Here is a 12,293-nt window from a genome sequence, read left to right on the forward strand (position 1 = left end):
CGGCCCGGCTTGGGTGGTGGGGCCGGTGCTGCCGCGGCCGGGTTCGCGTGCAGCAGGCCGCCTGTCAGCGCAGCACACGCCACCACGGCTGCCAAGGATATGTGTCGTTTTCTGGATCTCAAGACAGGACTTCCCCCGCTCCTGAGTAAGGGGATGTACCGCACCCCGGTCGTGGGCACGGCTTGACCCGCCCCGTACCCAGAGGAGGCCAGGGGCGGGAGCTCGATGAAGAAATAGAAGAGACCGGTCAGTCCCGCTGGACACCGAGGACCCGAACCCCGTCGAGGGCCTCCAGTTGATCCCAGGGGATACTGACGCTGCCGGCGTAGCTGACGTGGCCGTCGACGCGCTTGATGACGGTCTTGGTGAACGCCGTGGGATCGTCGCCGAAGCCAAACGTCACGGTGTAGGTGACCGGTCCGGGAGCTGTTTCGTTGTGGATGACGTACTCGGCGACTGCCATCCGGCGTCCGTGGCTCTGGTCGACGCCGTACTGTGTCACCTCGACCTGCGTCCTCTCAGGGCCAGGCTTTGGGGAGGCGTTGACCTGGGTTTCGATGTACCAGGCTGCCGCGCCGAAGACGACCACGAACACCACCAGCCAGCTGATGATGGTTCTTCTGCTGGGCATCAAGGGTCCTCACTAGCCGGCGCGACCCGGACCCTGGGGGCGGGTACGCGGTGTCGCGCCGGCCCTCTACAGGGGCTGCGCCGTTACTGGTTGCCTGACGTGGCGAGAACGGCACGTGCGTTGTCGACCAGCTTGCTGTTGCGGGCCTTCTGCGCCTGGAGCTGTTTCCTCTGGGTGGCGATCTGCTTTTTCTGGTAGGCGACTTCCGTTTTGTACCAGACCACCACGAGACGGCTGCTCTTCTTGCAGGTGACGTCCGCTGTGGCGGTTTGCACCTCTGCTTGTGAAGGCTTGGAGACGGTCCGGTCGGCGGCTGCGGGCGAGAAAGCGGCGGAGGCGTCAAGGGGAGAGCGGAAGTTGTGCGCCGCCCGGTTCATACAGGACGACCACGCTGCGAGCGCCTTCGTCACCGGTGCCTGCGTCTTCGTCGCTTCGAACGACTGGGCGGACAACTCACCGGCCGGGTCGGTGGGGTTGATGATGCCGATCTTCTTGTTTGCCTCGGGGATGCACACTTCGTCGAGGGCCTTGTCCCACGCGTCGCTGCGACCTTCCATCTTCTCTTCCGCGTCCGATTCGGCCTGCTCCTGGGAAGGGTCTGCCGCGCCGGGGAACTGGTAGCCGTGTGTGCGGGCGGCCGTGTCGTCGGTGAGGCCGTACCGGCGCTCCATGTTGGCCTCGTCGTAGCCGGCCGGGACGGTGTCGCGGGCGGAGGGCGGGTTGAAGGTGAACCCGTGATGCTGCATGCATGCGGATTCGACCGCTGAACGGGCGTCCTCGATCTGAGCGGTGTCCGCGTTGGAGAGCATGTAGTCCTGGACCGGGAGTCTCATGCCTTTCACGAGTCCGACCTGGGGAATTCGCTGAGGCTGTGCGAGACGTTGAGCGGCCTCGGCCCGCGGGCGGCTTGCCGCCGTCTGGGCCGTGGTGCGGTCATTTCCCTGGCCGTTGTGCGTGGTGGCGTAGGAGGCGGTGGCGATGGCGGCACACGCGGCGGCAGCAGCCGTCACCCGCATGGATTTGGCAAGCACGTCAGTTCCTCCGCTGGGACTCGTTCTTGTTCTTGACGTTGGATTCAAGGTTGTGAGCGATGCCGTCCTTGCGGGGGAAGTACGTCGTGTACCCCGAGTAGTTGGTGCTGGAGAACACGTTGTACGAGTGCGACGGGTCGTCGTTAGACCCTGATGCCGCGTTGTGGTAAACGCCCTGCTTGTAGCCCTTGTCGTCGTCGTAGCAGGCGTTCGAGTGGTAGTCGAAGACGTAGCGGACCACGCTGGCCTGGTTCGGCGAGTAGCCCCACGAGTTCGGGACCGACACGTTGGACAGGAAGCACGATCCGTGCGACACCCACGTCTGTGACGAACGCGAGTTGTAGTGAAGACGGAAGCAGTACTTGTTGCCGGACGACGAGCAGATGTCGCTTTCGTACGAGGTTCCGGCGTAGGCGGACGACGCTCCCGCCAGAACTGCGGCGCAGGCAGCGGCGGTGATCAGGGTCGTGGCGGAGGCTCGTATGCGGCCCAAAGGAATCCCCCTCGTGAAGATGGAGCCGCACGGGGAGGTGCCCGTTGGTGCTGTGTATGGTCTTGCTCTCCCCCGTGCATGGTCATGTACATCCATACGGTCTGGTCTGGACCTTCTGGATGACAGGTCAGTACTGTAGCCGCCTGGCCACCGTCAGTAGTAGAAGTCTGCCGAGAGCAGGCCGAAACCATGCTCCGTATGGAATCCGCGCGCGAACATGATGTCTATGTGTTTCCTGTGAAACCGGAACACCGAGGTCGCTCACGGCAACGCGTCGGCGTGACGGAAACGTGCATCCTGTCGGTCGTGCATTCACCGCTCGGGCGAAGAAGCTGCGGCCCGCTTCGTTGGCAAGGTGGTCCGCCGTGCCGGAGTTCGACTCATCCCTCTCGGCGACCCTGTGCGGATGGCTCACCGCACCGTTAGTGCCAGGTGTGAACACGAGCGCCAGTGGATTCGAAGTGAACGCGCAGTGGGCGGAAGGGTTCGATGGGATCGGGAGGGCCGACGCAGAGACAGAAACCGCTAATGGCCTCTGACCTGCGCTTATGGGTAAACCAAGGCAAAAGTGTGGACTGATCGGGAGATCCGAAACGGACTCATAATCCGTCGGCCGTGGGTTCGAGTCCCACCCGCCCCACCAGAGCAGAATCGATCGCCACCTGGGTCTTCAGGGGTGATGTTCCGGCGGGGCCCGTGGTGTTCCGCGGCCCGGCCGGTCCCGACGCCGTCCCCGGCCTTCTTTGATCTTGGGGATTCCTTTGAGCGCCCTTGGGTTGCGGGTGGTTGTACCCGTTGATCACGCCTTGTGAGCATGTTGAAGTTTGATCATTGAAGGCGGGTCGGCAGACTGCCCCATGACAGGGACTTGACGGTGGACGAGGCAGGGCAGACGCCGGGCGCGCACGGCGGTACCGGCGCGCCGCGATCGAGCTTGACGGACATCGCCGAGCAGACGGTGATCCGTACCGGTGGCGAGGAAGCGGAGGACCCCGCCGCCCCCGCCCCGTCCAGCGCCGTCACCGGCTCGTCGTACGACGCCGATGACGCCGGTACCGCCCCCTCCCACGTCGAACCGGCCGCCGGGCGGGAGGGCGTGCGGGTGCGCCGGCGCCGATTCCTCGACCAGCTGGGCGAGTTCCGGCGTTCGCGGGTGCTGGTGCCGGTGGGCACCCTGCCTGGACCGGATGCCGGGGAAGCCCCTTTGACGGTGGACATGGGCGAAGTGCGCTGGCTCCTGGCCTTCACCGGCGAGGCGGCGCTCGCGCGGTACGCGGCGGCCCGCGGGGAGGACGCGCGGGCCTGGCGGTACCGGAGCGTGTGGGGTGCCGCTCTGCTCGACGCGGCCGTACCGGCGGTGGCCGGGACGGGGGTGCCGTGCGGAGTACTGGTCGACGCCGCCGACGGCGAACACGGTCTGGTGCTGCCGCCGGTGGCCACAGTGGTGCCGGACGCGGCCGCGGTGGACGGGACGGACCACCGTGAGGATGGGGAGGAAGAACGGTAATGGAGGCGATGTCCGGCGGGGGCGGCGACGGCGGGACGGGCGCGGGTGGCGTCCCCGATCTGAAAGTCGTCGGGCTGGCACTGATCGCCGACGGGATCGACAAGGCCCTCGCCGAACTGGGCAAGCTGGGCCTCGTCAACGACGCGGGCGTGTCCGGCACGGGGCGTGGCTTCGACGACCTCGAAATGGACGGCATGACCATCGGCGACGAGACCGTCGGCGCCGTCTTCCACTCGTTCTGCGAGCGCTGGCAGTGGGGCGTGCGAGCCCTGATCGACGAGGGGAACGGGTTCGCGGCGGGGGTCGGCCTCTCGGCGGGAACGCTGTACCAGACCGACCAGACCGTGAAGAACTCGCTCAAGGTCGGCCTCAACTCCCTCACGGGCAACCCGTACGCCTCCGAGCAGCAGATCGACCAGCAGAGCTGGAGCCAGCTGGCCACGCCCGGCTGGCTGCATCCCGACTACAGCGAGAAGTCCTTCAAGGACGGTCTCGACGTCTCGGAACAGACCCTCAAGGGAATGGGACGTGACCTGGCGACCGCCGAGACGGTCCCCGGCGTGGAAGCCGTGCCGACGCTCACCGGGATGGACCGGGGCCGGTACAACGCCGCGGTGGACAAGGAGTTCGGACTGAAACCCGAGGGGCAGGGCTGATGGCGGGGTGGGGCAAGCTCGGGGGCGAGATCCTGAGCGGGGGCAAGAACCTCTACGACCACGCCAAACGCGACACCGGGCGGCTGATCGACGACGGCGCGGACCTCACCGGCGACGCTCTCGACAAGGTCGGCGCGCACGGCGTGGCCCAGAAGGTGCGGCACGCCGGAGACCGGGCCGCCTCCTATCTCGGTGCGCATGTCGCCGAGCGGGAGCTGGGGCCGGATGTCGAACCGTCCGATCTGATCCACGGCAAACCGTCGACGATCCGTGAGAAGGCCAAGCACCTGGTGGTGTTCGCCACGGCCTTCGAAGAGGTTGGCGTGGGCATGAAGGCCGTCGACTCGGGCGGCTGGCAGGGCCAGGCCGCGGACACCTTCCGCGAGAAGTTCGCCCTGCACCCCACCAAGTGGCTCCAGGCCGCGGTGGCCTTCCAGGACGCGGCCACGGCGCTGGACGGCCTTGCCGACACCGTCGAGTGGGCTCAGGGGCAGGCGCGCGAGGCGATCAGCCTGTACAAGCGGGGCAAGTCCGCCTCCGACGCGTACCGCAAGCAGGTCGAGTCGTACAACCACAAGGTGGAGGCCGGCAGCGAGGACCCCGGTCCGCGCCCCTCGGAGAAGGATCCCGGCGAGGACGCGCTCCAGGAGGCGCAGCAGGTCCTCGACGCGGCCCGGTCGCTGCGGAACAAGATCGCCGGCGAGATCGGGGCCAAGCTGAAGGCCGCGATGCAGCACGCGCCGAAGGAACCGTCGGTCGGCCGGCAGCTGAAGCTGGACGGGACGGACTTGCTGGCGGCCAACGTCATCGACGGAGCCCATGTCTTCGGCGGCATCGTCAAGGGCACCGCGGGCATCGTGAACTTCTTCCGCAGCGTCGATCCCCTGGACGCCTACAACCTGACGCATCCGGCGGCTTTCCTCCAGAACAAGGTGCAGCTGCTCGGCGGCGTGGTCAGCATGGCCACGCATCCCGACCGCGCCCTCGACTCGGCCTGGAAGTCGTTCTCCTCGGATCCGGCCAACTTCATGGGGGAACTGATTCCCCAGGTCGTCCTGGCCGCGGGGACGGACGGGGCGGGAGCGATCGCGGACGAGGGAATGCTGGCCGCCGACGGTGCGGAGGCCGCGGAGACCGGCGCCACGGAGCTGCCGGGCGCGGCCGAGAGCCAGACCCCGGTCGATGTGGAGTCCGCGGGCACCGACCCGGTCAACCTGGCCACGGGCCGGATGTTCCTGGACCAGACGGACGTGTCCCTGCCCGGCGCGCTGCCCTTCGCGGTCAAGCGCCGGGTGGAGTCGGGCACCGCGCACGGGCGCTGGTTCGGCCCCTCCTGGGCCGGCACCCTCGACCAGCGGCTGGACATCGCCTCCGCCGGGGTCACCTTCCTCCACGAGGACGGGACGCGGCTTTTCTACCCGCATCCGGCACCCGGCCTGCCGGTCCTGCCGACCCACGGTCCGCGCTGGCCGCTGAGCCGCGAGGCGTACGGCTACACCGTCACCGACCCGCGGGCCGGGCGGGTCTGGCACTTCGAGGACCAGGACGAGAACCTGGCCGTGCTGGTGCGGATCGACGACCGCAACGGCAACCGGGTCGACTTCGAGTACGACGAGACGGGCGTCCCCTCGGCCATCGCGCACAGCAGCGGATACCGCCTGCGGATCGACAGCACCGACCGGCTGGTCACCGGCGTGCACCTGGTCGGCGGCGCCGGGGACGGCACCGATCTCCCGCTGGTCCGCTACGGCTACACGCTTGGGAACCTCACCGAGGTCAGGAACTCCTCCGGACTGCCCCTCAGGTTCGACTACGACGAGGCGGGCCGCGTCACCTCGTGGACGGACACCAACGGGCACACCTACGCGTACGAGTACGACGCCAGGGACCGGTGCGTCGCGCAGGGCGGCGCCGAAGGGCACATGGGCCTCAGGCTGTCGTACGGCGAAAGAGACCCGGAGTCCGGGCTGCGGACCACGACGGCGGTCAACGGGGAAGGCGCCGTACGCCGGTACTTCGTCAACGACCTGTACCAGATCGTCGCCATCGTGGACCCTGCCGGACACACCAGGCGCTTCACCCACGACCGGTTCAACCGCCTGCTGTCCGAGACCGACGCGGTCGGCCGCACCACGTCCTACCGGCACGACGACCTCGGGAACCCGACGGAGATCATCCGCCCGGACGGCCGGCGCACCGTCTTCTCCTACGACGCCCGCGGCCGGCTCACCCATGTGCGGCACCCCGACGGGACGACGGTCCGGCAGGAGTTCGACGACCGCGGCAACCGGACATCGGTCGCCGACTCCAGCGGCGGCAGGTCCTCGTTCGCGTACGACGAATCCGGGCGGCTGACCGCGGTGCGCGACCGGTACGGCCGCGTGACGGAGATACGGTGCGACGCGGCCGGTCTGCCCGTCGAGATACGCGACCACACGGGCAGCGTCATGCGGTACGAGCGGGACGCGCTCGGCCGTGTCGTCTCCATCACGGACCCCTCGGGCGCGACCGGGACGATGGAATGGTCCGTCGAAGGCAAGATCACCCGCCGCCGGAACCCGGACGGGTCCGAGGAGACGTGGACCTACGACGGCGAGGGCAACTGCCTCACGCACACCGACACCCTCGGCCAGGTCACCCGCTTCGAGTACGCCCCCTTCGATCTGCTGACCGCGCGCGTCGAACCCGACGGCTCCCGTCACGAGTTCGCGTACGACACCGAACTCCGCCTCACACGGGTCACCAACCCCCAGGGACTGACCTGGACCTACGCATACGACGCGGTCGGACGGCCGGTCGCCGAGACCGACTTCGGCGGCCGGGTCGTCCGGTACTCCTACAGCGCGGCCGGTGACCTCGTCTCCCGCACGAACGCGCTCGGCCAGGTCGTCACCTTCGAGCACGACGAGCTGGGACAGGTCGTACGCAAGAGCGTCGACGGGGAACCGATGTCGTACACCTACGACTTCACCGGCCAGATCGCCCGCGCGGAGAGTCCCGACGCGGTCCTGACCCTGCTGCGCGACCGGCACGGGCGGCTGCTCTCCGAGCGGATCGACGACCGGGAAGTCGCCTATCAGTACGACGAGTTCGGCAACCTGATCCGGCGTACGACGCCGTCGGGCGCCCAGAGCGTCTGGGAATACGACGCCACGGGGAAGCCCGCCCGGCTCACGGCCGACGGCCGCGTCATCGCGCTGGAATACGACCAGGTAGGCCGCGAGATCAGCCGCCGCTTCGGCGAATCCCTGACCATCTCCCGGTCGTTCGACGCGATGAACCGGCTGATCTCCCAGACGGTGGACCACACGCGTGGCCGGATCCAGTCGAGGAGCTACGAGTACCGTCCGGACGGCAGCCTGACGAAGGTCGACGACCAGCTGAACGGCGCCCGCAGCTACGCACTCGACCCGGCGGGCAGGACGACGCGGGTGAGCGGCGACGGGTGGGCGGAGTCCTACGCGTACGACGCGCTGGGCAACCAGATGGCGGCCGACTGGCCGGCGCGGCGGTTCGGCGACGAGGGGTGCGGCGATCGGGCCTACCGGGGCGCCGACCTCGTACGGGCCGGCCGGATCCGCTACGAGTACGACGACGCGGGCCGGATGATCCTCCGTCAGAAGACCCGGCTCTCCCGTAAACCGGACACCTGGCGGTACAGCTGGGACGCGGAGGACCGGCTCACCCGTGTCGTCACTCCGGACGGCACGGTATGGCGCTACCGGTACGACGCCCTGGGCCGGCGCATCGGCAAGCAGCGGATGGCCGAGGACGGCGTCGGCGTCCTGGAACAGGTGGACTTCAGCTGGGACGGCGTCACCCTCTGCGAGCAGACGACCAGGTGGGGCGAGCAGAGCGACGCGGTGACGCTGACGTGGCATCTCCACGGCGCCGAAGCGGTCGCGCAGAGCGAGCGCAGGACCATGGCCGACGCTCCGCAGGGGGAGATAGACGCCCGGTTCTTCGCCATGGTGTCGGACCTGTCGGGGTCCCCCTGCGAACTGGTCGACGAGTCCGGCGACATAGCCTGGCGCTCCCGTGCCACGAACTGGGGAAAACTGTCCTGGCCGGCGGAAAGCCGCGCCTACACCCCACTCCGTTTTCCGGGACAGTATTTCGACCACGAGACCGGCCTGCACTACAATTACCTGAGGTATTACGACCCCGACGTGGGCCGCTATGTCAGCCTCGACCCCCTCGGGCTCGCCCCGGCGGCCAACCCCGCCGGATATGTGGACCGGCCTTCGGTCGCGTGCGATCCCCTGGGGCTTGCCCCGCAGAAGTCGGCCGTCCCGCCGAAGCCCTATGAAACTCCCAATTTCCCCGATCTGGCGAAACAGTTCAATCCCGAGGGCGGGAACACGAACTGCACCTTCGTGGCCGATGCGTTCGAGCGGTACATGCGGGGGGAGGGAGTCCATCCCGTACCGGGGGACATGGGAGGATTGCAGGAGTTGGATCGCCTGGAAAACGTATACGGGGCGAACTTCAAGGACACCGATTTTTGGGGAATGGTCGACCATATAAGGAATTCCGGGGACGGTGCCCGCGGTATAGTCGCGGCGAGACCTGGTCCGGGTTTGCGCGGTCACGTATTCAATATCTTGAATCAACAGGGGCGCGTACTTTTCATCGATGCCCAGACAGGCTTTGTCAACCCTACGTACTTCAAGGTATTCAAGCTGATGAGGACGAACTGATGTACACGATGGAGCAGGCGGAGCAGATCGCGACGGACTATGTCCGGCAGCTGTCGGCCAACTGGGACGTCGAGGTGGCCATGTTTCCGGAGGAGAAGTACAAGGCGCAGAAAGGTGAGTTCTTCTACTTCGCCTTCCAGTCTGCGAAGTATGTCGCCACCAGGGATGACAAGTACTTCTGCTACGGACCCTGCGAAGTCGCCGTGCACGGCGTGACCGGTGAGTGCCATCTGCTCGGCATCCATGAGTCGATCGCGATCGATCCGTTCGACCAGCGCGGGTAAGTCCCGTACGGCGCGCGGAGGTCACGGCGTGGATACGTGGCCGTCGCGGGGCTTGAAGTCCCCCTCCCGTGGGCACGGACCCCCTACCGATGTCGGCAGAGGGAGGCGTCATGGACCGTCGGATCCGGGTACGTGTCAGCCGGCGGCCCGTCGCGCCGCGGGAGCAGGAGATCGATCGCAGGACGCCGTCGGGGCGCGTGCTGCCGTACTGAAGTCGCCCGCGCCTCAGGGGGCGTGGTGGGCCGCGGCCGTGCGCAGGGCGCGGCGCAGAGGTTCCGGTGGGGGCGGGCCGTCGGGGGTCGCGCTCGCGGTGATGGCGGCGGCGATGCGGTGGAGCTTGGTGTTGGAGTGCTGGGAGGCCTCGCGCAGGATCTCCCAGGCCTGGTCCGGGGTGCAGCCGTGGGCCGCCATCAGGACGCCGCGGGCCTGGTCGATCACCGGGCGGGAATCCAGGGCGTGCCGCAGCTGCGCTATCTCCAGGCGCAGCACGTCCAGTTGCTCGGCGCGTTCGCGGGCGACCGCGGAGGCGGTGCGGACCGCGGGGTCGGGCGCGGCGGACGCTCCGGTGCGCAGCGGGTGCCGTGTGTCCAGGCCGACCAGTTCCAGGACGCGCCGCGGCTGGCCCCGCCAACCGCGGGTGGTGACCCGTACGCCGTGCCGCCGGCCGTACTCGCTCAGCAGGTCGAGACAGGCGAGCCCCGTCGTGTCCAGGAAGGACACCCCGGCCAGGTCCACTTCGACCGCGGTGATGTCCGGGGGCAGGGCGGCCAGGGCGTCGCCGAGGGTGTCGGTGCCGCCGTGGACCAGTTCGCCGCGGGCTGTCAGCAGGGCGCGCCGGCCCTCCTGGCAGGCGTCGATCACCAGCGCGTTCAGTCCCACGGTGTGGGCTGCGAGTCCCGCTGAGGTCATGTCTCCCCTCCCGCTCGGTCCAAGGGCGCCACGCGATCGCCTGCCCTGCGTGCGGGCGGCTACACCCCCTGTGGTCGGGAGAACGGCCGGAACCGCGCGCGGGAAACGGGCCGCATGGTTCGTGCCGCCGAGGGAAGGCGCGGGCGTGGTCCACGCTGCCGGGAAGCGAGGTGTCTCATGAGCGGCGAGCCCTTCGCGCACCCCGCGCTCTTCTACGGCGACCGGCGCGCCTACCTCGACGGCACCGTCCCCTTCGTCCGCGCCGCGCTGGCCGCCGGCGAGCCGGTCGCCGTGGCCGTACCGGGGGAGAAGCTGGCGCTGATCCGGGACGCGCTGGGCGCGGAGCGGGAAGGGGTGCGCTTCCTCGACATGCGGGAGGCGGGGCGCAACCCCGGCCGGATCATCCCCGGTGTGCTGCGCGCCTTCGCCGACGCCCAGCCGCCCGGACGGCGCACCCGGATCATCGGCGAGCCGGTCTGGGCGGGGCGCGGCCCGGCCGAGTACCCCGCCTGCGTACAGCACGAGGCGCTGATCAACGCGGCGTTCCGGGGGCGGGAGATCACCATCCTGTGCCCGTACGACACCGCCGCGCTGGACCCGCGGGCGCTGGCCGACGCCCGGACCACCCATCCCGTCGTCATCAAGGGCGCGGAGGAGCGGCCCAGTGCGGACTACGACCCGGAGGGTGCCGTCGCCCGCCACAACGTCCCGCTGCCGCCCGCCCCGGCCGCCGGTCCCGGTGTGCTGCACGTGTGGTTCGACGCGGAGCGGCTGCCGGACGTCCGGCACCGGGCCTCGGCGCAGGGCGCGGCGCTCGGGCTGCGCGGGGAGGCGCTGGAGAACCTGACGCTGATCACCGCCGAGCTGACCACCAACAGCGTGCTGCACGGCGGGGGTTCGGGCACGCTGACCGTGTGGGCGCAGGGCGGCCAGGTGCTGTGCGAGGTGCGCGACACGGGCCGGCTGACCGATCCGCTGGCCGGCCGCCGCCCCGCCGCCCCCGGCCGGCGCGGCGGCCGGGGCCTGCTCCTGGTCAACCTGGTGGCCGGCCTGGTGCGCACGCACACGGGCCCGGCCGGTACGACGATCCGCTGCCACCTCGACGGATGACGGCCGGGGCGGCTCTCGGATCACCCTGCCCCAGCGGCCCAGCGGCCCAGCGGCCCAGCGGCCCAGCGGCCCAGCGGCCCAGCGGCCCGGTGGCCCGGCGGTCCGGTGGCCCGGCGGTCCGGCGGCCTAGCGGATGAGCCCGATTCCCGTCAGTACCACCGCCCCCGCCACCAGCCGCAGCCGTCCGAACGGCTCTTGGAACAGCAGGGTCGCGATGACCGCGGCGACCAGGATGCCGGTCTCGCGCAGGGCGGCCACCGCGGCGACCTCGCCGTGTGCCTGGGCCCAGACGACCAGGCCGTACGCCGTCATGGACAGCACCCCGCCCAGCAGCCCGGTGCCGAGGACCGGGCGCACCTGGGCGAGCAGCCCGCCGCGGCGCCGGGCCAGCGCGATGGCGGGCATGATCGGGCCCTGGAGCAGAAAGAGCCAGGCGGTGTAGGCGAGGGCGTCGGGTGAGCGCCGTACGCCCACGCTGTCGACCAGGGTGTACGAGGCGATGATCGTGCCCGAGCCGAGCGCGGCGCCGAGGGCCGGGAGCTGGGCGCGGCGGATGCGGCCGGAGGCGAGGGCCAGGGCGGCGAGGCCCCCGGAGACCAGCAGTACGCCCGCTCCCTGGAGCGCGGTGAGCGCCCCGCCGAGCAGGGTCACCGAGGCGATGGCCACGAGCAGCGGGGCGACGCCGCGGGCCAGCGGGTACATCTGCCCGAAGTCGCCCAGCTGGTAGGCGCGCAGCAGGAACAGCTGCGAGGTGACCTGGAGCACGGCCGAGGCCGCGAGGAACGGCCAGGCGCCCGCCGGGGGCAGCGGGGTGAGACAGACCAGAACGGCCGCGCACCCGGTGCAGGCCACGCTGATCAGCGTGAATCCGATGAGCTTGTCCGGTATCCGGTGGGCGATCGAGTTCCAGACGGCGTGCAGCACCGCGGCCGTGAGGACGGCGGCGAGCACGGGCGCGGACATGGTTCCTGG

Annotated in this window: 10 protein-coding genes; 5 read left to right on the top strand and 5 right to left on the bottom strand. The window is 69.6% G+C overall.

From position 1 onward, the window contains the following. Positions 1-247 precede the first annotated feature (247 nt). From AC069R_RS05550 to AC069R_RS05560, 3 genes are all read right to left on the bottom strand, one after another. Positions 248-631, bottom strand: coding sequence for a hypothetical protein (locus AC069R_RS05550; protein ID WP_478764786.1), 384 nt, complete (start codon positions 629-631; stop codon positions 248-250). Between the two features lie 83 nt (positions 632-714). Further along, positions 715-1,662 carry a hypothetical protein gene (locus tag AC069R_RS05555; protein ID WP_478764788.1) on the bottom strand — a complete coding sequence of 316 codons (948 nt, stop codon included), beginning with the start codon at positions 1,660-1,662 and terminating at the stop codon, positions 715-717. Between the two features lies 1 nt (position 1,663). Further along, positions 1,664-2,155 carry a hypothetical protein gene (locus AC069R_RS05560; protein WP_478764789.1) on the bottom strand — a complete coding sequence of 164 codons (492 nt, stop codon included), beginning with the start codon at positions 2,153-2,155 and terminating at the stop codon, positions 1,664-1,666. An 874-nt stretch (positions 2,156-3,029) separates the two neighbouring features. Here AC069R_RS05560 and AC069R_RS05565 point away from each other — a divergent pair. The 4 genes from AC069R_RS05565 to AC069R_RS05580 are packed head-to-tail and all read left to right on the top strand — an operon-like array spanning position 3,030 to position 9,302. Then, entirely contained in the window at positions 3,030-3,662 is a 633-nt protein-coding gene (locus AC069R_RS05565; protein ID WP_478764790.1) for a hypothetical protein, read from the top strand. Next, positions 3,662-4,318 carry a hypothetical protein gene (locus AC069R_RS05570; protein ID WP_478764792.1) on the top strand — a complete coding sequence of 219 codons (657 nt, stop codon included), beginning with the start codon at positions 3,662-3,664 and terminating at the stop codon, positions 4,316-4,318. Before AC069R_RS05565 ends, AC069R_RS05570 begins: the two co-directional genes overlap by 1 nt. Further along, the gene (locus tag AC069R_RS05575) at positions 4,318-9,018 is read left to right on the top strand and encodes a putative T7SS-secreted protein (protein WP_478764794.1); all 4,701 of its coding nucleotides are present in this window, start codon (positions 4,318-4,320) and stop codon (positions 9,016-9,018) included. Before AC069R_RS05570 ends, AC069R_RS05575 begins: the two co-directional genes overlap by 1 nt. Next, positions 9,018-9,302, top strand: coding sequence for a hypothetical protein (locus AC069R_RS05580; RefSeq protein WP_478764795.1), 285 nt, complete (start codon positions 9,018-9,020; stop codon positions 9,300-9,302). Before AC069R_RS05575 ends, AC069R_RS05580 begins: the two co-directional genes overlap by 1 nt. 225 nt (positions 9,303-9,527) lie before the next feature. Here AC069R_RS05580 and AC069R_RS05585 read toward each other — a convergent pair whose 3' ends face one another. Then, the gene (locus AC069R_RS05585; RefSeq protein ID WP_478764796.1) at positions 9,528-10,211 is read right to left on the bottom strand and encodes an ANTAR domain-containing response regulator; all 684 of its coding nucleotides are present in this window, start codon (positions 10,209-10,211) and stop codon (positions 9,528-9,530) included. Between the two features lie 177 nt (positions 10,212-10,388). Here AC069R_RS05585 and AC069R_RS05590 point away from each other — a divergent pair, with 177 nt between their 5' ends. Next, the gene (locus AC069R_RS05590; RefSeq protein WP_478764797.1) at positions 10,389-11,321 is read left to right on the top strand and encodes an anti-sigma factor RsbA family regulatory protein; all 933 of its coding nucleotides are present in this window, start codon (positions 10,389-10,391) and stop codon (positions 11,319-11,321) included. Between the two features lie 126 nt (positions 11,322-11,447). On the opposite strand, the gene AC069R_RS05595 is transcribed toward AC069R_RS05590, so the two are convergent. Further along, the gene (locus AC069R_RS05595) at positions 11,448-12,284 is read right to left on the bottom strand and encodes an EamA family transporter (RefSeq protein WP_478765282.1); all 837 of its coding nucleotides are present in this window, start codon (positions 12,282-12,284) and stop codon (positions 11,448-11,450) included. Positions 12,285-12,293 lie beyond the last annotated feature (9 nt).

It is taken from the genome of Streptomyces sp. NPDC043952, from assembly GCF_056435325.1.